The organism is Aggregatibacter aphrophilus ATCC 33389, from assembly GCF_900636915.1.
GTDB lineage: Bacteria > Pseudomonadota > Gammaproteobacteria > Enterobacterales > Pasteurellaceae > Aggregatibacter > Aggregatibacter aphrophilus.
In genome coordinates this window covers 866,531-892,127 of record NZ_LR134327.1, presented here as the reverse complement: position 1 = coordinate 892,127, position 25,597 = coordinate 866,531, and the positions used below count along the sequence as shown (strand labels likewise).

Genomic DNA, 25,597 nt, shown 5'->3' with positions numbered 1-25,597 from the left:
AATGTCAATTTTTTTTAACCTACCACAACCGGCAAATAACCCAGCTTAATTAAAAATGGGATGCTGACGATAATGATTCCGAAAATAGAAACCAAAAGAAGTAGGCCTGAACCACCAGGTACCCGATATGATAAATTCGGATGTTGTTGTCGTGTTTTCCATACCAGTGCAGCCGGTAAAACCACTGCATAGAATGCAAACATTTGCCCTGCATAACCTAATGCTAGAATGAATCCCTCTGGGTAGAAAAAGGCGAAAAGCAATGGTGGAAGGAAGGTTAAGAAACCCAAAAATAGTCTATTGGCATTGATGTTGAAGGCGCGTTTTAATAAATCCTCAATACATTCAAGCAAACCAAGCGCTACACCTAAGAATGAGGTGATTAAGGCTAAAGCCGAAAATATTTTTACAACAGTGGCTATCATACTACTTCCGGTGATGACTCGTACCGCCTCAACCAATCCATTTAATGTTGGGTCGTTATTTAAAATTTCTAGGAAACGAGTTTGGCTAAGTACGCCATGGGTAGAAAATTGCCAAAGAAGATAGCCAATTAAGGTGATGGCCGATCCTACTATAATGGATATTCTTAACGCTTTTACGTCGCCTTCCAAATACTTATTTAAACAAGGTATGGAGCCGTGGAAACCAAATGCGGTGAAAAACACCGGGCTGGCAGAAATGAGTAGGGTGTTGTTAATTGGCATTGCCATTAAATTATCTACTTTAATTTCCGGAATCATTAGCCCTAATACAATGAGCAATGCAGCAATCATGGTGAAGAATAAAATGCGATTAAAACCATCAACAATTTTTGTTCCGATAACCACAAATATGCCAAAGAAAAGAGTAAACGCTAAAATAGAACCTTTCATTTTGAGTTCCGGCGTAGCGAAATCCGGTAAGGTTGAGGCGAGGATGCCACCACCTCCGGTGACATAAGCAGAGAGCAAGGCAAATAGGAAAACCATCAATACGGTTGTTGCCACAATACGTCCCGTTTTGCCAAAGTACTGGGCCGCGAGAGTTCCTATTCCGGCATCGTATTCTGCCGTTTGATATACCTCAACGAAAAGTAGCGCGCTGTAAGTCAGTAATACCCATAAAGCACAAAGTAAGATCACTGTAAATGTGAAACCAATACCCGCCGAAGTCAGTGGCATGGCAAGCATCCCTGCGCCGATCATCGTGCCTGAAGTAATCAGCGTACTGCCTAATGTTTTGTTCATGAGTTTTCTCCTTTCTTATTCAGGTAGAAAGGCTAGTCACTTCCTTATTTGACAATACATCGAACAACAATGTCTCATTAGAATGTTTTCGCATTTTCCTCATTAAATATTATCCGAGTACAAAAAGCCCTTACTCTGTTTTCGAAGTAAGGGCCTTTATGATTATTTCTGTTCAAAGCGTGCAGTGAAGAAACGAAGCTGTTTCGGTTCATACACGAAACGAAGACCTTTAATGTCTTGTTTATGTTTGAATAGATGGATAATACCGTCTGCCACTAAATCCATGTGGGTATAAGTATAAACACGACGAGGAATAGTGATACGCACGGTTTCCAATTTTGGATGGTGGTTTTCGCCAGTTTTGATATCACGACCAGCTGAAATAATACCCCGTTCCATTGTGCGTACACCGCATTCAACATAGATTGCTGCAGCTAATGCTTGTGCAGGGAAGTCTTCTTCTTGTTTCAAATGTGGACAGAAACGACGAGCATCTAAGAACACTGCATGACCACCGACTGGTTCAACAATCGGTACACCGGCGGCTTTTAATTTTTCACCGAGGTAACGGACTTGTTTAACTCGATGTTCAATGTACTCTTCCTGTGTAGCTTCTTTCAAACCAATGGCCATCGCTTCCATATCACGACCAGCCATACCACCGTAAGACGGCATACCTTCAAATACCACGACTAACTCTTTGGCTTTCATGAATAATTCTTCATCATTCATACACAAGAAACCACCGATATTGGTTAAGCAGTCTTTTTTACCACTCATGGTACAGCCATCAGCGTAGCTGAACATTTCGTGTACGATGGATTTAATGGAACGATCTTTATAGCCTTCTTCTTGCTCTTTAATGAAGTAAGCATTTTCTATACAACGGGTGGCATCATAGAACACTTTGATGCCATGTTTGGCAGTGAGTTCGCGCACGGCTTTCATGTTGGCGATGGAAACAGGTTGACCTCCGGCGAGGTTTACTGTGACAGCCAAACACACATAAGCAATGTTTTCAGCCCCTTTTTCATTAATAAGATTTTCTAATTTTTTAACATCGATATCACCTTTAAATGGAATATCTAATGACGCATCGTGCGCCTCATCACGAATAATGTCATAGAAAATACCGCCATTGGCTTCTTGGTGATAACGGGTGGTGGTGAAGTACATATTACCCGGTACATATTGCCCCGGTTTAATTGCAATGCGGGAAAGAATGTTCTCCGCACCACGGCCTTGGTGGGTCGGTACAATATGTTTGAATCCGAATAATTCTTGAACGGTTTCTTGTAGATGATAGAAGTTTCGACTACCTGCATATGCCTCGTCACCTAACATCATACCTGCCCATTGACGGTCACTCATCGCATTGGTACCACTGTCAGTTAAGAGATCGATATACACGTCTTTTGAGTCAAGTAAGAAGGTATTATAACCTGCTTCTTTCATGGCTTTTTCACGTTCTGCTTTCGGTAAAATGGAAACCGGTTCAACACTTTTGATTCGGAACGGCTCAGCTGGATAGTATGTCATAATGTGTCTCCTATATTATGATGAGTTTTAAAGTCCATGTTTTTTCATAACTCGTTTCTCAAACATCTATCATCGAGTTGTAGCTATACTAATAGAAATTTTTCTCAATAACTGTGAACACTGTCACAAATAATAAAAAATTATTAAAATTTATTTATTTTTTGTTAAATAATAAATTTTTATCCGGTTATGTGTGATTTATGAACAAAATTGCTATTTAATGAAGAGGAAGTAATGAAAAGAGACAAAAAATAGACCCGCTCAAGTGGCGGGCCTAATATAATGTGTTGTGAAATATGAACGCGTTTTTATTTCACGCGAGAAACGTATTCGCCGGAACGGGTATCCACGCGAATCATTTCACCGATTTGTACGAATAATGGCACTTTCACCACTGCACCAGTGCTTAACGTTGCCGGTTTACCACCGGTACCAGCGGTATCACCTTTAAGACCCGGATCGGTATCAACGATTTCTAACTCAACGAAGTTTGGTGGTGTCACAGTAATTGGCGCTCCATTCCATAAGGTAACGATACAATCTGCTTGGTCTAATAACCATTTTTCCGCATCGCCTACGGCTTTAGCGTCAGCAGAATATTGTTCAAATGTTTCCGGATGCATGAAATACCAGAAGGCATCGTCTTTGTATGAATAAGTTAAGTTAAGATCCATAACATCAGCGGCTTCAACAGAAGTACCGGATTTGAAGTTTACATCCAATACTTTGCCGGAAATTAATTTACGAATACGGGTGCGGGTGAACGCTTGACCTTTGCCGGGTTTAACGAACTCATTTTCAACGATCACGCAAGGCTCGCCGTCTTGCATAAATTTTAGACCTGGTTTGAAATCACTGGTAGTATATGTAGCCATATTATCCTCAAGAAAAAAGATTGTTTTTTTAAAAGTGGCTATTCTACATCAAAACATCCCGATTAGAGAAGAACAAAGTTGGTTAGAACATCTCGCAAACGGAATTTCAGACCCGAAAATTTTATTGCAACACCTCGAACTCCCTTTCGAACCATTCAAACAAGACATTGAAGCGCGAAAATTATTTGCTATGCGAGTGCCCATGCCTTTCGTAGAAAAAATGGAAAAGGGCAATCCGCGTGATCCCTTATTTTTACAAGTCATGTCTTCCGCCGATGAATTTTTGCAGGCTGAAGGGTTCTCAAAAGATCCTTTGGAAGAGCAAGATGACAAAAATGTGGTGTCTAACATTTTGCATAAATACCATAACCGTTTGTTATTTATGGTAAAAGGTGGGTGTGCAGTGAATTGCCGTTATTGTTTTCGTCGCCATTTTCCTTATGAAGAAAATAAGGGGACGAAGCAAAATTGGCAAACGGCATTGCAATATATCGCCCAACATCCTGAAATTGAAGAAGTGATTTTTTCCGGTGGCGATCCGTTGATGGCAAAAGATCATGAGCTTGACTGGCTGATAAAACACTTGGAAAACATACCGCACTTAAAACGACTACGCATTCATTCCCGTCTGCCGGTGGTCATTCCGCAGCGGATTACCGATGCTCTTTGTGCGATATTGGCTGAAACGCGTCTGCAAAAAATCTTAGTGACCCATGTCAATCATGCCAATGAAATTGATGAGGATTTTTCTCATGCCATGGATAGATTAAAGAATTGCGGTGTCGTATTATTAAACCAATCGGTTTTACTGAAAGATGTGAATGACGATGCCTACATTCTGAAAGCATTGAGTGACCGTTTATTTTCAGTGGGAATTTTGCCTTATTATTTGCATTTGCTGGATAAGGTGGAAGGTGCGGCGCATTTTTATCTTGATGATGCGCAAGCTCTAAGTATCTACAAACAACTACAACGTATTACCTCCGGTTATTTGGTGCCGAAATTAGCCCGTGAAATTGGTGGGGAACCGAATAAAACCCTCTATACAGCATGATTCCGATACCAAAAAAGTAAAAGATGCTTTAGAATAAGCAGGATTTTTTACTTATAAAATTGTGGCGTAACGGATTCGGTCGGTGTGGTTTTCATAACATGAAAAAACACTTGCAAAAGTGACCGCACTTTACGTCGCATTATGTTATTTAATTAGAGGTATATCGTGGATTCTGAACAAAGAAACCCTGAAAAAGAACATAATCCGGCACAAAATGAATTGGATTTAGGCTTTAGTCAAATGGAACCTATCACCCCGAAAAAAGTGATTAAACCGGAACCTTCTTTATTTGAAAAAGCCAAAGGGCTGTTTGCCAAGAAAGAACAAAAGAATATAGAAACTCAGTTTGCGACTCGCAAAGAACCTGTATTCGGTAGTTCCGGTGCTGTTGGAGACACCACCATGACAAGCGAAAACCAAACTGAAAATACCACGATCGATAATAACTTCAGCACCACGCATAGCGAAGTACACGAAGTTGAGACGTCAGCTGTGGAAAACTCGTCTGAAACTCTCACAGAGGAAACAACGAAAGCTGTTGAACCATCACAGTCTGATATCTCAGACTTTAAAGAAAAACCAAAAGCCGGTTTAAAAAATCCGGAAAACTGGGCAATTTTAAGTATCTTGCAACAAAAACACCGTCGTCTTTTTGTTGCAATTTTTGCTGTGGTTATTTTGTTGATTTTTATCCTATGGATGAAACCAAGTTCTGACACTGTGCAATCTTATGAGCGACAAAGCAATAACGATGTACCAATTCAATTCCAACAGTTAGATCAATCTCAAAACGTTGAGTCAACCGTGTTGGATAATCCTACACCGCCAGCACAACCGGAAGAAACGGCGACACAACCGGCTGAAGGAAATACCGGTGTGGAAACTCAAAATACAACCAATACGGCACAACAAGCCGAACCGCAAACGCCTCCAGCAATGGAACAACCTACCGCAGCAGAAAATAAACCGACTGAAGTTAAACCAACAACAGAAGGAACAGCATCTGTTGAGCCTAGTAAACCGCAAGAAGTTGTTAAACCGCAGGAGACCGTCAAAAAATCTGAACCGGTAAAAGCTGAAAAAGCTAAGACAGAGAAAACGTTAAAAACTGAGAATGCAGCCAAAGCGCAACAAGGTAAAAAACAACAAAGTAAGGAGCAACAGGCAAAAACTGAGAAACAGGTAGTCGATATCTTAGAGGGACGTTCTTCCGGCAGCAAACCTGCACCTACTGGTAGTAAAACCTTAACTGTGCCGCAAGGTGTCACGTTGATGCAAGTATTCCGTGATAATAAGCTGCCGATTGCCGATGTCAATGCTATGACTAAAGCCCATGGCGCGGGTAATGCATTAAGCCGTTTTAAACCGGGGGATAAAGTTCAGGTATCGCTGAATTCTCAAGGTCGGGTAAGCGAAATGCGTTTATCTAACGGTAGTCGTTTTGTTCGCCAGTCTGATGGTAGTTATCAATTTAAAAAATAATCCATAAAATTCAATAAGCGTAGCATCAAACTACGCTTATTCCGTTTAGAAGAGTAATTATTATGTTAAGAGCGAGCTTTGTAGTATTAGCCCTAGTTGGGCTAGCTGCTTGTACCGGCAAATCGGCAATGCAGGAAAAAACGGTAAAACCGCAACCACAAGTTTTACAAAAAGCCACTCAGAAAGGTTCTGCGAAGGAATATGTTTGCAAAGGCGATAATGTCATTCGTATTGTTCGTCACACCACAAGAAATAAAAAAGGTAGGCTAAATTCGATTAGCTTAACGTTTAACAATGTTACCCACAAACTCTCACCGACTATCGCCGAGAACGGACGCAATTATTCTAATATTCATTGGGTTTGGTTAGAGCGTAAAGAGTTTTCTACATTAAAAACCAGCGTTGGAGAAGTGTTGGCGGAACAATGTGTTCCTCGCTAATACAACGCGCTAAAAACACATAATTTTTTCACCGCACTTTTCATTGTTATCATTGAAAGTGCGGTGATTTTTTTTCGGTGTTTTTATTAATAAAAAAGCGTTTGGTTTGGTCCAAACGCTCCCTATAAAAACGCTAAAAATTATAACCGCTCTTTTTCTCCACTGAAGTCGTGCAGCAGATTTTCGGTGAGTTTGCTTAAAATCCCTGTCATTAATACAAAATCCGCATCGAAACGTTGCGCATAATCTTCTTTCAGTATATCGTCATTTTTTTCTCGAATTTGATCGGCAAATTTCAGACGTTTTAAACTGCAATCTTCGTTCAACACAAAACTCAAATGCTCTTCCCATTCCAGCGCTAGTTTAGTGACATATTTGGAATTGACTAAAGAGAGAATTTCATCGCTGTCGAGGGCTTGTTGTTTGCAACGAATCACGCCGTTATTGACATCACGCAATTCAGCTTCTTCTAAAGAAACCAACCATTGCGGAATACTTTCTTTGGCCACCCATTCTTGCATCACTAAACTTGGCTCGTTGGCGAAGGTGAGGGGGACCACCGGCAGTGATCCGAGTGATTTACGAAGCAATGCCAACGCCTCTTCTGCCCGTTTGGCCGAAGTGGCATCTACATAAATCAGATTGTTTTCCGCGTCAATCCAAAGGGCGGTTTGTTGATATTTGCTGAAGGCACGAGGCAATAGTGTGGCAACCACATCATCTTTTAGGGTTTGTTTTTCCACCTTTTTCAGTTTGCGATTTTCCGCTTGTTCCAGTTTTTCTACGCGGGCATCCAATTCTCGTTTAATCACATGCGCCGGTAGGATTTTTTCTTCTTTTTGGGTCAGCAGTAAAACCTGTTTGCCAACAGTGAAGTAAAGCAATTCGCTGCCTTTTAACGGTGTTGACCAACCGAATTTACTCATCTCCGATTGATTGCAAGGATGGTATTGATTATTTTCTAGTGCATCAGAAAGGGTTTTCTCCGACCAATCCAAGGACTTCGTGAGACGGTAAATCATGGCGTTTTTAAACCAAAACATAGTAGATCCTTATTCTTCGATTCAGGTAAAATGTGCGCTATTGTAACTTATCTCAAGGTGAAATATGCAACATAAATTTATAACCTTTGTCGGTGGTGGCAACATGGCACAAGCCATTGTGTTTGGTTTGCTGAAACGTGGTTATCCGGCGGAAAACATCACAGTTTGCGATCCGAATGAAGAAAAACAGCGTTTATTTGCCTCAAAAGGCGTGCGGGTTGCTACGGATAATGTCGCGGCAGTGAGTTCGGCGGAGGTGGTGTTGTTGGCGGTGAAGCCGCAAGTATTGGCAGAGGTTTGCGTGCCTTTAAGTGCGGTGGATTTTTCCGATAAATTTGTGATTTCTATTGCCGCAGGGGTTTCACTGGCTCGATTGACCGCACTTTTACCGACAGCAACGTCTATTGTACGTGTGATGCCGAATACGCCGGCCTTAGTAGGTGAGGGCATGGCCGGTTTGTTTGCTGCAAAAAACACCTCGGAAAACGACCGCACTTTTGCGCAGGATCTATTGTCCGCGGTGGGCAAAACCCTTTGGGTTGATTCGGAAGAGAAAATGCACGCGGTCACTGCGGCTTCCGGGAGTAGCCCGGCCTATTTTTTCCAATTTTCAGAAGCCATGCAACAAGGCTTGATTGAAATGGGGTTATCCACTGAAAACGCGCGAGAATTGGTGCAGCAGGCAATGTTAGGCTCGGCCAAAATGGTAGTGGAAAATCCGCAGGTGGATTTAGCAACATTGCGCCAAAATGTAACGTCCAAAGGCGGAACGACGGCGGCGGCACTGAATGTATTTAATCAACGTCAATTTAATGACATCGTGCAACAGGCAATGCAGGCTTGCGTAGCACGCTCTAAAGAAATGGAAACCTTATTCTAATGTCTGTTCGTCCTTTTACTTGGCTTGCCTTAAGCTTTTTCGGTTATTACTGCGCGTATGGCGTATTCATGCCATTTTTCCCTGTTTGGTTGAAATCTCAACACTACGGCGAGGAGTTGATTGGCATGGTGTTGGCAAGTGCTTATGTGTTCCGTTTTGTAGGCGGTTTGTTTTTCTCCGGTTTGATTAAACGGGCATCGCAATTGATCAACTCGCTACGCTTATTAGCCTTGGCCAGTGCGTTGATTATGGCAGGATTAAGTTTTGCCGCTGGGAGTTTTTGGCTGTTATTCAGTGCGATCGGTTTATTTGCCATGGTAAACTCCGCCGGTATGCCGATTACGGATTCTTTGGCGAGCACTTGGCAACGCCAGATTCAGTTGGATTACGGCAAGGCGCGCTTAATCGGCTCCATGGCTTTTGTCGTCGGCGTGACGTTATTCGGTAATGTGATCGGCTTTTTCGGCGAGCAAAATATAGTCTGGATTTTGACCGCACTTTTATTGGTGTATTCAATGATGCAGTGCGTGACGCCCACTATTCTGCCGCAAGATGAGCGATCGGAACAGGCAACAGCTGAAGTGCGTTATTGGGATTTATTGAAAAATAACACCACGTTGCGCGTGCTGATCGCTTCTTCATTAATTCAAGGTTCTCATGCCGCGTATTATGTATATAGCGTGTTGTATTGGACAAGCCTTGGCATTCCTGTGTCGCAAACCAGTTTGCTATGGGGCGTGGCAGTGGTCGCCGAAATTTTATTATTCTTCTTTTCCCGTCGTTTATTACAAAATTGGAAAGTCACCACCATTTTCTATTTGGCGACGTTCGCCTGCATTGTGCGTTGGCTTGGATTGGCTACCGCTAATACGATTTGGTTGATTGCAATTTTACAATTTCTGCATAGCTTAACTTATGCTGTGGCGCACTATGGCATGGTGCGTTACATCACCACACAGCCACAAGCGCATATTTCCAAGTTACAGGCTTTATATAATGGTTTTTCCAACAGTGCTATGGTGGCGATTTTGACTGCACTTTCCGGCGTGATTTATCCGTATTCTCCTGCGTTTACCTTTATTCTTATGGCGATGGTTGTCGCACCGGCATTTGTGGTTACGCCGCGTAAAGTGGACGCTTTTTTGCTTAAACAGGGGTAAATATGAATAATTTGGCGCTGATGGACTTGTTCATTAATGAATATTGGATAGAAAAAGGTTTGTCACCCAACACTGTGCAATCTTATCGCTTAGATTTGACCGCACTTTGCGATTGGCTGGAGGCACATAAGTTATCCTTGTTGACACTGGATGCGGTAGATTTACAAACCTTTCTTGGTGAGCGTTTGCAACAAGGATACAAAGCCACCAGCACAGCCCGTTTGCTGAGTGCTATGCGGAAATTATTTCAGTATTTGTATAAGGAAAAATATCGCACTGACGACCCCAGTGCGGTGCTGAGTTCGCCTAAATTGCCAAGCCGTTTGCCGAAATATTTAACCGAACAACAGGTAACAGACTTGTTGAATGTACAAAGTTTGGAGCAACCTGTGGAACTGCGTGATAAGGCGATGTTAGAGCTGTTGTATGCCACAGGGTTGCGGGTAACGGAGTTGGTGACACTGGGAACCGATAGTATTAATTTGAATCAATGTGTGGTGCGGGTGATTGGCAAAGGCAACAAAGAGCGCATTGTGCCAATGGGTGAAGAAGCTACCCACTGGATTAAACAATATATTTTATTTGCCCGCCCGATTTTATTGGACGGACAAAGTTCCGACGTGCTATTTCCGAGCCGTCGCGGTACGCAAATGACACGGCAGACTTTTTGGCATCGGATTAAACATTATGCGGTGCTGGCGGAAATTGACAGCGATATGTTGTCGCCACACGTTTTGCGTCATGCTTTTGCTACGCATTTGGTGAATCACGGCGCGGATTTGCGTGTGGTTCAAATGCTACTGGGGCATAGCGATTTATCCACTACGCAAATTTATACTCATGTAGCGAAAGAACGCCTGAAACGTTTGCATGAACGCTATCATCCGCGCGGCTAATTTTATGTGAATGAATCGAGTGTTTTTTAATCAATTATGCGCTTTTATCGTGCATTTCCTCGACGGAAAGCCTTTGTCCCGTTATAATTCATCGTCTTATTTTCCATTAATAACGTGTTCGGTGTGAGCATTCGCCGAGTGCATCAATTTGAGGTAACATCATAATGTCATTAAATATTGAAACGACTCAAGGTTTAGAGCGTCGTGTATCCATCACCGTTCCGGCTGAAACTGTTGAACAAGCTGTGCGCGAAGAATTAAAACGTGTAGCAAAAAACGCACGTGTTGACGGTTTCCGTAAAGGTAAAGTCCCTCCGCAAATTATTGAAAAACGCTTCGGCGCTTCCGTTCGTCAAGATATTTTAGGCGATTTATTACAAAAACATTTCTTCCAAGCGGTTATCGAAAACAAAGTTAACCTAGCAGGTCGCCCAAGTTTTACCGTTGAACAATTTGAAGACGGCAAAGAATTAAAATTCAGCGCAACTTTTGAAGTTTATCCTGAAGTTGAATTAAAAGGTTTAGAAAATATCAAAGTTGAAAAACCGGTTGTTGAAATCTCCGAAGCAGATGTTGACAAGATGGTTGAAGTGCTACGCAAACAACAAGCAACTTGGTCTGAAGTTCAAGAAGCCGCAAAAGCGGAAGATCGCGTTACCATCGATTTCGTGGGTTCTGTTGACGGCGAAGAATTTGAAGGCGGCAAAGCAGAAGATTTCGTTTTATTCATGGGCCAAGGCCGCATGATTCCGGGCTTTGAAGATGGTATCGTTGGTCACAAAGCCGGTGACAAATTCACTATTGATGTGACTTTCCCTGAAGAATATCATTCTGAAAAATTGAAAGGTAAAGCGGCTAAATTTGATATCACCTTGAAAAAAGTAGAAGTGATGGTATTACCGGAATTAACCGATGAATTTGTTGCTAAATTTGGTCCTAACACCAAATCTGTAGCGGATTTACGTGCTGAAATTCGTAAAAATATGCAACGTGAATTGAAAAATGCGTTGACTACCCGCGTGAAAACTCAAGTTATCGACGGTTTAGTAGAACAAAACCCAATTGATGTACCAAGCGCAGCGGTTGAACAAGAAATTGAAGTATTGCGTCAACAAGCGGCACAACGTTTTGGCGGCAATGCACAACAAGCTGCACAATTACCACGTGAATTGTTTGAAGACCAAGCAAAACGTCGCGTATTGGTTGGTTTATTATTAGCGCAAGTTATCGCTTCTAACGAATTAAAAGCCGATGAAGAACGTGCGAAAGCCATGATCGAAGATATCGCTTCTGCTTACGAACAACCGGCTGAAGTGGTTGAATACTACAGCAAAAATAAAGAATTAATGAATAACATTCGTAACGTTGTATTGGAAGAGCAAGCAGTTGATGCAGTATTGGCGAAAGCACAAGTTACCGAAAAAGCGGCAACTTTCGATGAGATCATGAATCCACAAGCTTAATCATTCTCCGCTAAGTGCGGTTAATATTTTAAGTGTTTTTTAGTTGAATACCTCGATGAAAGTCGGGGTATTTTTTTGTCTTGTGCATTTTTTCATTAGCTTTTTGATAGGCAATAAAAAAGGATATCTGCAGATACCCTTTTTCGTATTAGAGATTTACTTACTTGGTGATTGCATAAAACGGAAGAAATCACTATCCGGTTTAAGAATTAACAAGTTATCAGAATTGGCGAAGCTACTTTCATAGGCTTTAAGACTACGAATAAAGCTATAAAATTCCGGTTCTTTACCAAAGGCATCTGCAAAGATTTTTGCTGCAGTGGCATCACCATTACCACGCAATTCCTGTGCCGTTTTTTCTGCGTTGGCGATAATTAAGGTGACTTTACGATCCACATCGGCTTGAATAAACGCCGCTTTTTCTTTGCCTTGTGAACGGTGTTCACGGGCAACAGCATCACGTTCTGCGCGCATACGTTGATAAATGGAAGAAGATACTTCATCCGGTAAGTTAATTTGTTTAATACGCACATCAATTACTTCAATTCCCAGCTCTGCCGTACTGTCTTGTCCGGTATTTAACGCTTTTTTTGCGCCTGCCATTAATTCGCCACGTGTGCCGGATACAATATCTTTAATTGTGCGTGAACCGATTTCAGAACGTAAACGGTCATTGACTTTACGACGAAGTAAGTTAGAGGCTTGTGCATAGTCGCCACCGCCGGTAGTCGTGAAAAAACGACCGAAATCGTTAATACGCCATTTTACATAAGAATCCACTAATAGGTCTTTTTTCTCCACAGTGACGAAACGATCTGCTTGTCCGTCTAAGGTTTGAAGACGCGCATCAAGCACTTTAATGTTGTCAATAAATGGAATTTTAAAATGTAGCCCCGGGGTATAAATAGCCACTTTGTTGTCAGCGTCACGTTGCACTTTACCGAAACGCAACATAATGCCACGTGAGCCTTCAGTCACCACCACAATACTGGAGTAGACAATAGCGACAATAACTAAAATCACAGGTAATAACAGTTTACGCATTAGTTAAATCTCCCTTGGCGACTACTTTCGTTTTTGGTTTCCGGCTGGCGACTTGGCATGTTTGTTTGATTTTCAGTTCGGGAAACAGGTACAGGATTGACCGTACTTTGTTGTGCTTCCGAGTCGGTATTATTATTTTCTGTGGAGAAGGATTGTTTTCCTTTGAGTAATTGTTCTAACGGTAATACGGTTAAGTTATTGCCGTTAGATGAATCCAACATCACTTTTGGCGTATTTGCCATGACCTTTTCCATAGATTGAATATACAAACGCTCACGGAATACATCCGGTGCCGCTTTGAATTCAGGTAAGAGCGGTTGGAAACGTTCTACTTCTCCTTTGGCATCTAATACCACGCGATCTTTGTAGGCCGTTGCTTCTTCCAAAATACGTTGTGCGTTACCACGTGCAATCGGCTCTTTCTCACGGGCATAGGCTTCCGCTTCACGAATATAACGTTGTTCGTCTTCTTGCGCTTTAATCGCGTCATCGAAAGCGTCTTTTACTTCTTCTGGTGGGCGGGCAGATTGGAAGTTCACATCAATCACTTCTAAGCCCATGTCATACGGTTCAATAATTTGATTTAATGCTTTCCATGTGTTTTCACGCACCACGGAACGTCCGGTAGTCAAAATATCATTCATAGTCATATGACCAATCACATAACGTAATGCACTGTCTGTGGCTTGATTTAAACTGTCATTGGCATTTAATACACTAAATAAATATTTTTCCGGATTTTGTACGCGATATTGCACGGTCATTTCCACTTTCACCATGTTTTCATCTTGGGTGAGCATAGAACCTTGTGTTTTTAATTCTTGCACGCGTTCAACGTTTACCGGAATAACGCGATCAATAAAGGTCGGTTTCCAGTTTAAACCCGGTTGTTCAATAGAATGGAATTGTCCTAAACGTAACACCACGCCGCGTTCGGCTTCTTTAATGGTATAGAAACCGCTAGCGCCCCATAAAATTACGCCCGCTGCAATGGCAATAGGCAAAAGTTTACCTAAGCCGCCGGGGAATTGGTTTGATGAGGATGGATTATTTTTGGATCCTTTTCCACCGAGTTTTTTCAATAAATTATTGAAAACCTCTTCCAAATCCGGTGGAGATTGTTGATTATCTTTTGGTGAGTTGGAAGAACGATCCCAGTTGGACTGACCTTCGTTATTATCGGAAGAATTATTCTCCGGTGGTTGTCCGTTTTGTTTTGGTTTGCCCCAAGGATCTTGATCTGAACCGTTTAACGACATTGCTTTCTCCGTTTGTGAAAAAATAGTTACAAGTCTAAACAAAATCGAGTGTTAAGTCTAATCATTAATGGGGGTAATTGACGGATTTTAAAGGGTTAAATATTCACATCGTAGTGAATTTTATGCAAAAGTGTTTGGGGCTTAAGGCGATCATTATGCCAAGTGAAATATTGAATATTTGTCAGCGTATTTTGATTCACGAAAAATGCCAAATAAAAAGGCAAATTATCGCTGAAAATAAGCTGTCCGCGTGGGCAATAAGCTGAATGAAGTTGTAAGGTTTCTGGGTGATGTATGACTTCTGATAATTTCACAATCCCAATACCTTGAGATTTTAAAATCGCTTCGCGTAAACACCAAATACGATAAAATTCCGATTGCGCGTCAAGTTGTTGTTGAAACCAACAAATTTCTTCTTGGTGGGCAAAGTGCGCTAAAAGTGCTGAATAAGGGCGAGTTTTATATGGAAACTCGATGTCGATTCCCACCGCACTTTTTTCGCCGTTTTCATTAATGTGCAAGATGACGGCCACCCAATCGCCGGAATGGCTAATATTGAAATCTATGTCTAAAAGTGGAAATTGCGGACGTCCGCTCTCTGTACGGGAAATTCGCCCTAAAAGTGCGGTCGGTTTTTGCGACGTTTTTAATAGTTGCCACAACAGAAAATGTGCCAAGCGACGACATTGCCAACGTTGTTGTACGCGCGGATTGTCGTTATTGGTTGCTATTAAATTTGCCGGAACAAGTTCCGTAGGTATTTCGTGAAAAGGGAAATAGGTGTTAATGTTTCCCCAAGCGATTAGCGTTGTCATAGTGATAAGAAAAGTGCGGTCAAAATCCATTGAATTTTGTCACCGCACTTTTTCGTATTATTTCAATAAATAGGCTTTTAACTGCGCAAAATCATTTTCCATTTCATCAGATAATAATGGCAGTTTATTGTGTTTATCCAAGGCTTCCGGCAATGGCAGAGTTAAATCCAGAATACGTTCGACGGACTCTTTAAATTTTGCCGGATGCGCGGTGCACAGGAATAAGCCGGTTTCGTCTGTTTGTAAATCTTGTTTTAACACGTCATAGGCCACAGCGCCGTGCGGTTCGCATAAATAACCAAGTTGGTTCATGGCGCGTAAGGTGTCTTCTGTTTGTGTATCAGAAATTGCTGCGGAGTGTAACTCATTTAGCGCCCAACCATTGCGTTTGAACAATTCTTCTACGCGAGGCCAGTTGTTTGGACGAGAAACGTCCATGGCGTTGGAAAGAGTGGCCACAGTCGCATTTGGCGACCAGTTTCCGCTGTGCAAATAACGCGGCACGGTGTCGTTAGCGTTGGTGGCGGCGATAAAGCGTTTAATCGGCAACCCGAGGGTTTTGGCTATTAACCCTGCAGTGAGGTTGCCGAAGTTGCCGCTTGGCACGGAAACCACCAAGTTTTCACGTTGTTCTTTTGATAATTGTGCCACCGCTTCAAAGTAATAGCATACCTGCGCCAATAAACGGCTGATATTGATGGAGTTTGCCGAGTTTAAGCCGATAGCTTGACGTAGTTCTGCGTCGTCAAAGGCTTGTTTTACCAAGGCTTGGCAGGCATCGAAATCGGCATTGATTGCGATGGTGCGAATATTGCCGCCAAGAGTGCAGAAGAGTTTTTCCTGTAACGGGCTGATTTTACCTTTCGGGTATAAAATCACCACATCGATATTTTCTAAGCCGTAAAAGGCGTGTGCAACCGCTGCACCGGTGTCACCGGATGTTGCCGTTAAAATAGTGATTTTGCCATCACCACGTACGGTGGCTAAGGCTTGGGCCATGAAGCGTCCGCCGAAGTCTTTAAAGGCGAGTGTTGGGCCATGGAACAATTCCAGTGCATAAATATTGTCTTCAACCTGTACAATCGGCGCAGGGAAGGTAAAGGCGTTACGAACCATTTGTTCAAGTTGTGCCTGAGGAATTTCCTCACCGATTAATGCGCCGAGAATTTTTTGGCTGCGCTCAACCAGCGGCAATGCCAATAGCTCATCGATATTGCTTAAGTGCGGTATGTTTTCAGGAAAAAACAAGCCTTGATCTTTGCCTAACCCTTGGCGTACGGCTTGGGCAAAATTGACCTGTTCTTCGGGATGTTTAATATTGTACAAATTCATATTTAATTCCGTTACAGTGAAATTATCGGTAGATTTCCGGTTAGAGGATTATTTGATCCGATTATATGGCATAACTTGTGGTGGATTAGTCACCAATGTGACCATCACATAATCTGTTTTTTTATCTAAGGTTAAACCGCAGAAGGCGAATGCCATATTGTGAATGCAGCTGACATCAGTGCGATTTAACACATGCGGATATTGTTCAAAAAAGCTTTCAATATCTGATTTGCTTGAGGTGACCAGTTTGCATTCGCCGGTGGCCTCACACACTGGCGACCAGCTAACTCCAGCATTTTGTGAGCCGTCGGCAATCCATTGTTTGTCCTTAAGTTTTAAACGGAATTGCACATCGGTGTTTTTTTGATGTGCATCCAATAATACATAGTCTCCTGCAGCTTGTGGAGCTAATCCATTAGAGAGAGCTTCGGCATTGGCTAATGGAGAAATAAAAGCACTACAAAAAAGTGCGGTAAGAATTTTTTTCATTTTTAAACCTGTTGATTTGCGCGGTTAGTCCAACTCTCTGGCGCCGGCATTATCGACTTTGCAGATGTGTACAAAGCCCTCGTTGTTTTGTAAATAATGGTTCTCTAAATAAGTTGCTAATTTGGTGGCATGCATTAAATCCGGCGCGATAGCAAAAATTGTTGGGCCGGAACCGGAAATACCGGTGGCTAATGCACCTAAATCACGGGTTGCTTGTTTTACTTCTGCATAATTTGGTAGTAAAGCTTCGCGGTAAGGTTCGGCAATCACGTCTTTCATCATCATTGCCGCCAAATTTTCCTGCTGGGTATGGCAAGCATGTACAAAACCACCTAGGTGGCGACCGTGAGCAATAACATCTTGTCTGGTATAACTTTTTGGTAAAATTGCGCGGGCTTCGGCAGTGGATACTTCAATGCCTGGGTACGCCAACACCCAATACCAATGATCAAAAAACGGTAATTTTTGACAAATATTGCCAAGAGATTGCACCATGAATTGTACACCGCCTAAGTAGCAAGGCGCCACATTATCATAGTGAATTGAGCCGGAAATTCGACCTTCCAATTCTCCCATCATGCTCAACAGTTCCATTTTGGAGAACGGTTCGTTGTGGTATTTGTTTAACGCCACTAGCGCCGCCACGATAGAGCAGGCGCTAGAACCTAGACCGGAGCCGATAGGCATATTTTTTTCTAGGGTTAAACGCAAAGGCTTAACTTTTATGTTGCGTAATTTGAGCTGTTCGCTAAATAAGACATAGGCTTGGTAAACGATATTTTTTTGTGGTTCTTTTGGTAATTTACGCACAAAATAACCCGCACTTTCCAACTCAAAGCCGCTGGCGATGGGCTCAACTTGAACCACATCACCTAACAATGAACCGTTAATTGGCGAAATTGCCGCGCCTAACGTATCAAAACCAACGCTGATATTGGCGCTAGATGCCGGCGCATAAATTCTAAGCATGAGATTCTCCGTTTAGTGCTTTAAGGTTCTTAAAATATCGGCAAAGATACCGGCAGCAGTCACAGCGTTGCCGGCGCCATAGCCGCGTAATAATAACGGAATTGGCTGATAATAACGAGTATAAAATGCAAGTGCATTTTCGCCATTTTTCACTTTATATAATGGTTCGTCTTTATCTACGGCAACAATGGATACTTTGCATTTGCCATTTTCAATTTGTCCCACATAACGTAATACCTTGCCTTCCGCTTTGGCTTTTTCTACTCGCGCACCAAAGTCATTATCGAGTTGTGGCAACATGGCCATAAATTCATCGGTGGATTTTCCTTCGGCAAAACCTTTTGGCAACACGCCTTCCACATCCACATCTTCCAACTCTAATTCTAAGCCGCTTTCACGGGCGAGAATTAACAGTTTACGGGCAACATCTTGGCCGGAGAGATCATCACGCGGATCCGGTTCGGTAAAGCCTTTTTCACGAGCAAGTGCGGTCGCTTGGGAAAGTGTTAAGTCTTCTTCTAATTTACCAAAAATAAAGGAGAGAGAGCCGGAGAGAATGCCATCAAAACGTTCCACTTCATCACCGGCTGCGAGAAGATTTTGTAAATTTTCAATTACTGGCAAACCTGCGCCTACATTGGTTTCATATAAGAATTTACGCTGATTTTTATGTGCTAGTTCACGTAGCTTGTGATAGTACTCCAATGCGCGAGTGTTAGCTTTTTTGTTTGGTGTGACGACATGGAAACCTTCCGCCAAGGCGCGTTCGTATAAACTGGCCAAGGATTCGGCAGAAGTACAATCAACAAAGACCGGATTAACCACATGATGTAATTTGATGAAAGAAAGGAGTACATAAAAATCGGAAGGTTGTGTGGCATTTTCCAAATCTTTTTGCCAATTGTCTAAGTTTAAGCCATTTTCGTTTAATAACATTTTATTGGAATTTGCTAATGCACAGACGCGAATTTCAATGCCCTTCTTTGCTAAATAGTCTTTTTGATGTTTGATTTGCTCGATTAATTCACCGCCTACGCCACCAACGCCGACAAGAAACACTTCCACGATTTTTTTGTTGTTAAATAACGCTTGGTGTGTTGCTTTTACTGCTTCAATGGCTTTATTTTGAGCAACTACGGCAGAAATTGAGCGCTCGGAGGAACCCTGTGCAATAGCGTTAATGCTGATATTGGCTTGAGCTAGGGCTGAGAAGAAGCGAGCGGCGATGCCTTTGGCTTGACGCATTCCATCACCAACCACTGAAATAATGGATAGATCTTTAATGGTTTCGATTGGATCTAATTGGTGAGCTTTTAATTCTTGCTCAAATTCTGTCTCTAATGCTTTAAGTGCAATCTCTACGGATTTTACCGGCACGCAGAAGCTAATGCTGTATTCGGAAGAGGATTGAGTGATTAAAATGACCGACACGTTGGCGTTAGACATGGCGGAGAATACGCGTGATGCCATACCAACCATGCCTTGCATGCCCGGGCCGGATACGTTGAACATTGCCACATTGTCTAAGTTCGTAATGCCTTTTACCTGCAAGCCTTCGGATTTAATATCGCCGGCGATAATGGAGCCCGGTGCGCTTGGGTTACCGGTGTTTTTAATTAAACAAGGAATATTCGGACGAACCAACGGGCCGATAGTACGAGGATGAATGACTTTGGCACCAAAGTAGGAAAGCTCCATGGCTTCACGATAAGAAAGGCTTGGTAACAAACGTGCATCCGGTACTAAACGTGGGTCGCAAGTATAAACACCATCTACGTCGGTCCAGATTTCACATACGCTAGCGTTCAAGCAGGCTGCTAAGCAAGCAGCAGAGTAGTCAGAACCGTTACGTCCTAATAAGACCAGTTCACCTTTTTCATTACAGGCAGTAAAACCGGCCATTAACACGACCTTATCTTTAGCAATGGCACCGGCATTTACGCGCTTGGTGGATTCATCAATATCTACGGAAGATTCTAAATAGCTGCCTTGCGCTAATAATTGTTTCACAGGATCTACAATGTGTACGCTATATCCATTGGCTTCAAACCAGGCTTTCATCATCGCAATAGATAGTTTTTCGCCACGACAGTCGATGGTGGCTTTCACTGAATCTTCCAGTTTACCGGCTTGGCGAATCTGTTCTAATAATGAAGCGATTTGTTGAAATTCTTGATCAATAATTTGTTTGGTGCCTGCAAGGTCAAAATTATTATTTTGGGTGTGTAATCCGTTGATGATGTTGTAGAAAATATCTAATGCTTCGTTGAAGTGGGGGTCTGTCGGTTGATTTAAGCTGGCTTTTTCTGAAAGGGCAACAAGATGATTGGTGATTTTGGCTGGTGCTGATAGCACACCTGCTGCTTGTTCTTCCAAATGAGCTTGCTCGATAAGCTTCGCCGCCTGTGAAAACCGTTCCGGATTGGCTAAGGATGTGCCCCCAAATTTTAATACGCGCATGATATTCTCCTGATGATAGTTGTATTTGAAAATTTTTGCATAAAAAAACCCGCTTCTACTGCTAAGAGGCGGGTTCATGAATTCTGTTCTTTAACGCACTAGCCCGCACCATTAATCATAGTAATGGTAATCATGGTGGTCAGCATAATGAAAGTGCGGTTGTTTTTCATGGCGTTTTTACTTGAAAAAAAAGAATGTGCTTAGAAATACAGAAATTTGTTTTTCTTGTCAAGCGCCTTCTAAATAAAATTAAATGGTTAGACATGTTGTATAAATAATAAGCAGAAACAAAAAATTCATTTTATGAGTAAAGTATATGCTACAATGCCTGTAGTTTTATTTTGTATAAATGAGGTTAATGTAAAATGTACACTTTGAGTTTTGCTAATTTAATTCTAAATACTGACAGTTATAAAGCCTCTCATTGGTTGCAATACCCGCCTAACACCGAATATGTGTCTTTTTACGTTGAAGCGCGAAAAAGTGAGTTGGACATCGTGTTCTTTGGTTTGCAGGCATTTCTTAAAGAGTATTTAAGCAAGCCCATTTCTTTACAAGATATTAATGAAGCGGAAACTTTATTGACGGCGCATGGTTTGCCGTTTAATCGCCAAGGCTGGTTACGGGTTTTAGATAAACATGCCGGTTTTTTACCACTGAGTATTCAGGCGGTTGCTGAGGGCAGTGTGCTGCCGTCGCGCAATGTGGTTTGTCAAATTGTTAATACGGATCCTGAGTTCTTTTGGTTGCCTAGCTATATTGAAACTGCCATTTTGCGTAGCATTTGGTATCCGTCTACAGTGGCCGGTTTGTCATATTATTGTAAACAGCTTATCAAAAAAGCATTAGAAAAATCCGCTGATGATCTTTCCGGATTACCTTTTAAATTACATGATTTTGGTGCAAGAGGCGCTTCCAGTTTAGAAACTGTTGCGTTAGGCGGTTTGGCCCATTTAGTGAATTTTCACGGGACGGATAGCTTGAGTGCGATTATTGCTGCCTCTCGTTGGTATGATGCAGAAAGTATGCCGGCTTTTTCCATTCCTGCGGCGGAACATAGTACCATCACCGGTTGGGGCAGAGAAAATGAACGTGCCACCTATGAAAATATGCTTAATTGCTTTGCCAACAAGTATCCTGCTTTTTCTGTGGTATCCGACAGTTATGATTTATGGCGGGCGGTGAGTGAGATATGGGGTGGGGAGCTTAAACGGCAGATTATGAATATGCAAGGCACTTTGGTGGTTCGCCCCGATAGTGGTGATCCTGTTCAGGTTGTTTGTCGGGTATTGGAGCTATTGGCTCAAAAATTTGGCACGATAACGAATAGCAAAGGCTACAAATTGTTACCAAATTGCATTCGTTTGATTCAAGGTGATGGCATTAATCGTCATTCATTAGCAAAAATTTTAGATGCCATTTTAGAACGAGGGTTTAGTGCCGATAATATTGCATTTGGTATGGGCAGCGGGTTATTGCAACAAGTGGATCGGGATATGATGGGGTGGTCAATGAAGGCGAGTGCAATCTGTATTGCGGGTAAATGGCGGGATGTTTATAAAGATCCTATTACCTCCGATGATAAACGTTCCAAAAAAGGGCGTTTGGCATTAGTTAAGCAAAATGATGAATATATTACCCTGCGGGAAGACGCATTGGGCGAGCAAGAAAATTTGTTGCGCACCGTTTATTTAAATGGAAAACTATTACACACAGAAACCCTTGAACAAATTAGGCAACGCAGCAATGAATAATATTCCGCAACAGTTACAGCAAATTCATCAACAAATTAAGCAAGCCAGTCACGCCGTTGGACGTGAGCAAAGTGCGGTCAAATTATTGGCTGTTTCTAAAACCAAGCCTGTTGAGGATATTCTTATAGCCTACGCTGCGGGGCAGGTGGCATTCGGCGAAAATTATGTGCAGGAAGGCGTTGAAAAAATTCAGTACTGTCAACAGTATGATATTTCATTGGAATGGCATTTTATTGGCCCGTTACAATCTAATAAAACCCGTTTGGTCGCGGAGTATTTCGATTGGATGCAAACCCTTGAGCGTGCCAAAATTGCTGATCGTCTAAATGAACAACGTCCGCCATATAAAGCGCTGTTAAATGTGCTTATTCAAATTAATATTAGCCAAGAAGCCACTAAATCCGGAATCCAGCCCAGTGATATGTTGACTCTTGCAAAACACATTGAAAACTTACCGCACTTACGCTTGCGTGGCTTGATGGCGATTCCTGAGCCGACGGATGATGTGGCTCAGCAGGAACAGACGTTTTGCCAAATGAAAACGTTGTTTGAACAATTGCAACAGGCATTACCGAATGCCCAAATTGATACGTTGTCTATGGGGATGACTGATGATATGCAGAGTGCAATAAAATGCGGGTCAACCATGGTGCGCATCGGCACAGCAATTTTCGGTAAACGGGATTATGCCAAATAATAAATAGGTTTTATGCTGAACAAAAAAGCCATTTTCGATAGAAAATGGCTTTTGTTTTTTTGAGAACAATTAGCGAGCTAATACATTTTGTAAAGCTTGATAAATTATCTGAGCCTGTTCTCCAGAAAGTGCGGTCTTATTTTCATCTGAAATGACTACCGCACTTTGTTTTCCGACGGCGGCTAACTGCATTTGGTAAGTTCCACCTTCTAAGTTTGGTATTGGCATTCCGATGCGTTGCCATTCTTCTTGTGACAATGGCTTGTATTCTAATTCACGAATACCACGGCTACCGGTTTCTTCTTTAATTTCAAAGCCTAGTTTCGGCAGTGCAGAGGCTAATTTTGACCATGCACTATCAAATGATGCGCCTAATACTAACGCGGTTCTACCATTTGAATCGGTAGCTATAGTGGATTGTATCGGGGTTGAACCTGCGCCGTTTAGTTCCTGTTGCTGTTTGGTGTATGCAGTATTTAATTCACCCACCAATTGATTTAAACGATCGGAAGCATAACGTTGTTTATCGGTAAAATTAGGGGTGTAAATCGTATCATCCCGTTTCATTTGCAACACGGAGACGACTAATGCGTTGGCTTGTTGTGCGCTGACCTCTTCAATTTGATAGCGAATTTTGGTGTTTTCCAAATCGTCAGAGCGACCAGTGTCTGCCCAGTTCGTTAATAATTTATTACCTTCAACGGTATAGCCAATGTCTTGTTCTTTGAGTAAACGTTCTACTTGTTTTAAGTTATAAACCCCCTGTTTATCTGGTGTGTAAGCGATTAATGCGCGTTCACCATCAAATTGTGTGACAGAATTACTGATAATGGCTAATGGAATGGATGGCGGACGAATATCTACTGTCTCGCTTTTGTTGATTTTGACTTGCGGTAATTGATATTCTGGACTTTGTGCAGGTAGGTTGACACCGCCACTGGCTAAAGGGGTAAAGGATGGTAATTCGGCATTGGATTTTTGATAAGTATCTCCGGCTTGTTGTTTGCTTTCATTACTAGTAGAACAAGCGCTAAGAACGGCGATCATTGCAGCGGTTAACAACCATTTTTTCATAAATTACCCTTTTGGTTCATAATTAGGATTTTGTTTAAAAATTGTGTGTTTTCGACACAACATAGCGTGAAAAGTTCAGGGTCTATAAGCATAGACCCTGATGACTTCGGCATTAAATTAAGTTTGCCGATTTTAATGCGTCTAATACTTTCGGTTGAGCTTGTTCACTTAATGTGGTGAGCGGAAGACGTAAAACCGGTTCCGGAATTAAACCTAATTTGTAACATGCCCATTTCACCGGAATCGGGTTGGATTCTACAAAGAGGTTTTTGTGTAACGGCATTAAGCGTTGATTGATTTGTTCCGCTTCATCGAATTTACCGGCGCGGGCTAGATGGCACATTTTCGCCATATCCGCTGCCGCTACGTTATTGGTCACGGAAATGACCCCTTCTGCCCCTAATTTCATTGCTTCTAAACCAGTGGCATCGTCACCGCTTAGAATAATGAAATCTTCACCGGCGAGTTGTTTGATTTTTTGTACGCGACTGACATCACCGGTAGCTTCTTTAATTCCCACGATATTGCTGATTTTTGCCAAGCGACCTATAGTTTCCGGTAATAAATCACTACCTGTACGTCCTGGTACGTTATAAAGAATTTGCGGAATATCGGTGCATTCGGCAATCGCTTTAAAGTGTTGGTACATACCTTCTTGGGTTGGTTTGTTGTAGTAAGGCACAACAGATAAACAACCGGCAATGCCACTGTTGTTTAATAATTTGGTCATTGTGATAGCTTCGCTGGTGGCATTTGCGCCGGTGCCTGCAATAACCGGAATACGACCTGCGGCAAATTCAACAGTTTTAAGAATGGCTTTTACATTTTCATCAATGCTTAAAGTGGCTGATTCACCAGTTGTCCCGACAGAAACGATAGCGTCGGTGCCGCTCTTAATGTGAAACTCTACTAATTTTTTTAAGGTTTCAAAATCCACTTCACCATGGCTATCCATTGGTGTAACGAGTGCGACGATACTTCCTTGAAATAAAGGATGGTTTGACATAAAAGGCCTCCGTTTTATTGTTATTTCCCTTTTTGCCCGCAATGAAAAAGCGATTGAAAAGGCTGTGTTTGCTTGCTAATAGTTATTTAAGATCGCTAAAATGGATTTAATTTGCAAGTATTTTTTTCTATTTTCAGAGGATTTCAGATGAGAACATTAAAAGTAGGCGAAAACGCACCGCACTTTACTTTACTAAATCAAAATAATGAAGCAGTTTCTTTGACGCAATTTCAAGGAAAGAAAGTCTTGGTGTACTTTTACCCGAAAGCGCTCACGCCGGGTTGTACTACTCAAGCCAGTGGCTTACGAGATAGCAAAGCAGAATTGGAAAACCTGGGCGTGGTGATTTTAGGAATTAGTCCTGATAGCCCGAAAAAATTGGCACAATTTATTGAGAAAAAAGAATTAAATTTTACATTGTTATCAGATGAAGAACATTTGGTAGCAGAACAATTTGGTGTATGGGGTGAAAAGAAATTTATGGGGCGTACTTTTGATGGTATTCATCGCATTAGTTTTTTGATTGATGAACAAGGCAAAATAGCTCAAGTATTTGATAAATTTAAAACGACAGATCATCATCAAGTGGTATTGGATTATTTAAAAAATAATTAAAAAAATGACTGCACTTTAATTT

23 protein-coding genes are annotated in these 25,597 nt (G+C 41.9%); 10 read left to right on the top strand and 13 right to left on the bottom strand.

All coding sequences use genetic code 11. The annotated features are described in order from the left end of the window. Positions 1 to 14 precede the first annotated feature (14 nt). From EL144_RS04310 to efp, 3 genes are all read right to left on the bottom strand, one after another. The gene (locus EL144_RS04310; RefSeq protein WP_005704335.1) at positions 15 to 1,229 is read right to left on the bottom strand and encodes an aromatic amino acid transporter; all 1,215 of its coding nucleotides are present in this window, start codon (positions 1,227 to 1,229) and stop codon (positions 15 to 17) included. 162 nt (positions 1,230 to 1,391) lie between these two features. Beyond that, positions 1,392 to 2,768 carry a tyrosine phenol-lyase gene (locus EL144_RS04305; protein WP_005701517.1) on the bottom strand — a complete coding sequence of 459 codons (1,377 nt, stop codon included), beginning with the start codon at positions 2,766 to 2,768 and terminating at the stop codon, positions 1,392 to 1,394. A gap of 308 nt (positions 2,769 to 3,076) precedes the next feature. Continuing rightward, positions 3,077 to 3,643 (bottom strand): elongation factor P, encoded by a 567-nt coding sequence (gene efp, locus EL144_RS04300; RefSeq protein ID WP_032995279.1) that lies wholly within the window; start codon positions 3,641 to 3,643, stop codon positions 3,077 to 3,079. A gap of 34 nt (positions 3,644 to 3,677) precedes the next feature. Between efp and epmB the strand changes: the two genes are divergently transcribed. The 3 genes from epmB to EL144_RS04285 all read left to right on the top strand — a co-directional run bounded on the left by epmB (position 3,678) and on the right by EL144_RS04285 (position 6,619). Continuing rightward, positions 3,678 to 4,697 (top strand): EF-P beta-lysylation protein EpmB, encoded by a 1,020-nt coding sequence (epmB, locus tag EL144_RS04295; RefSeq protein WP_005704333.1) that lies wholly within the window; start codon positions 3,678 to 3,680, stop codon positions 4,695 to 4,697. Between the two features lie 165 nt (positions 4,698 to 4,862). Continuing rightward, on the top strand, positions 4,863 to 6,179 hold the full coding sequence (oapA, locus tag EL144_RS04290) for an opacity-associated protein OapA (protein WP_005704332.1): 1,317 nt from the start codon (positions 4,863 to 4,865) through the stop codon (positions 6,177 to 6,179). Positions 6,180 to 6,241: 62 nt separating this feature from the next. Beyond that, complete coding sequence (locus tag EL144_RS04285) at positions 6,242 to 6,619, top strand: MliC family protein (RefSeq protein ID WP_005704331.1); 378 nt, start codon at positions 6,242 to 6,244, stop codon at positions 6,617 to 6,619. Between the two features lie 140 nt (positions 6,620 to 6,759). On the opposite strand, the gene rdgC is transcribed toward EL144_RS04285, so the two are convergent. After that, positions 6,760 to 7,662: a recombination-associated protein RdgC gene (rdgC, locus tag EL144_RS04280; RefSeq protein ID WP_005704330.1), complete on the bottom strand. Its 903-nt coding sequence runs from the start codon at positions 7,660 to 7,662 to the stop codon at positions 6,760 to 6,762. A gap of 64 nt (positions 7,663 to 7,726) precedes the next feature. Between rdgC and proC the strand changes: the two genes are divergently transcribed. The 4 genes from proC to tig all read left to right on the top strand — a co-directional run bounded on the left by proC (position 7,727) and on the right by tig (position 12,061). Continuing rightward, positions 7,727 to 8,542, top strand: coding sequence for a pyrroline-5-carboxylate reductase (gene proC, locus EL144_RS04275; RefSeq protein WP_005704329.1), 816 nt, complete (start codon positions 7,727 to 7,729; stop codon positions 8,540 to 8,542). Continuing rightward, positions 8,542 to 9,702 carry a 3-phenylpropionate MFS transporter gene (locus EL144_RS04270; RefSeq protein ID WP_005704328.1) on the top strand — a complete coding sequence of 387 codons (1,161 nt, stop codon included), beginning with the start codon at positions 8,542 to 8,544 and terminating at the stop codon, positions 9,700 to 9,702. Before proC ends, EL144_RS04270 begins: the two co-directional genes overlap by 1 nt. Before the next feature lie 2 nt (positions 9,703 to 9,704). Then, complete coding sequence (gene xerD / locus EL144_RS04265) at positions 9,705 to 10,598, top strand: site-specific tyrosine recombinase XerD (protein WP_005704327.1); 894 nt, start codon at positions 9,705 to 9,707, stop codon at positions 10,596 to 10,598. 164 nt (positions 10,599 to 10,762) lie between these two features. After that, positions 10,763 to 12,061 carry a trigger factor gene (gene tig / locus EL144_RS04260; RefSeq protein WP_005704326.1) on the top strand — a complete coding sequence of 433 codons (1,299 nt, stop codon included), beginning with the start codon at positions 10,763 to 10,765 and terminating at the stop codon, positions 12,059 to 12,061. Positions 12,062 to 12,217: 156 nt separating this feature from the next. Here tig and hflC read toward each other — a convergent pair whose 3' ends face one another. The 7 genes from hflC to thrA form a co-directional block, all read right to left on the bottom strand. Next, entirely contained in the window at positions 12,218 to 13,105 is an 888-nt protein-coding gene (gene hflC / locus EL144_RS04255; RefSeq protein WP_005701507.1) for a protease modulator HflC, read from the bottom strand. Then, on the bottom strand, positions 13,105 to 14,364 hold the full coding sequence (hflK, locus tag EL144_RS04250) for an FtsH protease activity modulator HflK (protein ID WP_005704325.1): 1,260 nt from the start codon (positions 14,362 to 14,364) through the stop codon (positions 13,105 to 13,107). Before hflK ends, hflC begins: the two co-directional genes overlap by 1 nt. A gap of 95 nt (positions 14,365 to 14,459) precedes the next feature. Then, positions 14,460 to 15,179, bottom strand: coding sequence for a 4'-phosphopantetheinyl transferase family protein (locus EL144_RS04245; RefSeq protein ID WP_032995285.1), 720 nt, complete (start codon positions 15,177 to 15,179; stop codon positions 14,460 to 14,462). Positions 15,180 to 15,236: 57 nt separating this feature from the next. Further along, on the bottom strand, positions 15,237 to 16,511 hold the full coding sequence (gene thrC / locus EL144_RS04240; RefSeq protein WP_005704322.1) for a threonine synthase: 1,275 nt from the start codon (positions 16,509 to 16,511) through the stop codon (positions 15,237 to 15,239). 48 nt (positions 16,512 to 16,559) lie between these two features. After that, positions 16,560 to 17,000 (bottom strand): hypothetical protein, encoded by a 441-nt coding sequence (locus tag EL144_RS04235; RefSeq protein WP_005704321.1) that lies wholly within the window; start codon positions 16,998 to 17,000, stop codon positions 16,560 to 16,562. A 24-nt stretch (positions 17,001 to 17,024) separates the two neighbouring features. Next, on the bottom strand, positions 17,025 to 17,969 hold the full coding sequence (gene thrB / locus EL144_RS04230) for a homoserine kinase (protein ID WP_005704320.1): 945 nt from the start codon (positions 17,967 to 17,969) through the stop codon (positions 17,025 to 17,027). A gap of 12 nt (positions 17,970 to 17,981) precedes the next feature. Then, on the bottom strand, positions 17,982 to 20,429 hold the full coding sequence (gene thrA / locus EL144_RS04225) for a bifunctional aspartate kinase/homoserine dehydrogenase I (protein ID WP_005704319.1): 2,448 nt from the start codon (positions 20,427 to 20,429) through the stop codon (positions 17,982 to 17,984). A gap of 365 nt (positions 20,430 to 20,794) precedes the next feature. On the opposite strand from thrA, the gene EL144_RS04220 reads away from it, so the two are divergent. Both EL144_RS04220 and EL144_RS04215 read left to right on the top strand, forming a co-directional pair. Beyond that, positions 20,795 to 22,183: a nicotinate phosphoribosyltransferase gene (locus tag EL144_RS04220; protein WP_050332869.1), complete on the top strand. Its 1,389-nt coding sequence runs from the start codon at positions 20,795 to 20,797 to the stop codon at positions 22,181 to 22,183. Next, positions 22,176 to 22,880, top strand: coding sequence for a YggS family pyridoxal phosphate-dependent enzyme (locus EL144_RS04215; RefSeq protein ID WP_005704314.1), 705 nt, complete (start codon positions 22,176 to 22,178; stop codon positions 22,878 to 22,880). The genes EL144_RS04220 and EL144_RS04215 overlap by 8 nt, the downstream gene beginning before the upstream one ends. 69 nt (positions 22,881 to 22,949) lie before the next feature. On the opposite strand, the gene bamC is transcribed toward EL144_RS04215, so the two are convergent. Both bamC and dapA read right to left on the bottom strand, forming a co-directional pair. Next, positions 22,950 to 23,954: an outer membrane protein assembly factor BamC gene (bamC, locus tag EL144_RS04210; RefSeq protein ID WP_005704312.1), complete on the bottom strand. Its 1,005-nt coding sequence runs from the start codon at positions 23,952 to 23,954 to the stop codon at positions 22,950 to 22,952. Positions 23,955 to 24,066: 112 nt separating this feature from the next. Further along, positions 24,067 to 24,960, bottom strand: a complete 894-nt coding sequence (gene dapA, locus EL144_RS04205) for a 4-hydroxy-tetrahydrodipicolinate synthase (RefSeq protein WP_005701491.1) — start codon at positions 24,958 to 24,960, stop codon at positions 24,067 to 24,069. A 147-nt stretch (positions 24,961 to 25,107) separates the two neighbouring features. Between dapA and bcp the strand changes: the two genes are divergently transcribed. Next, positions 25,108 to 25,575, top strand: a complete 468-nt coding sequence (bcp, locus tag EL144_RS04200; protein WP_005704310.1) for a thioredoxin-dependent thiol peroxidase — start codon at positions 25,108 to 25,110, stop codon at positions 25,573 to 25,575. Positions 25,576 to 25,597 lie beyond the last annotated feature (22 nt).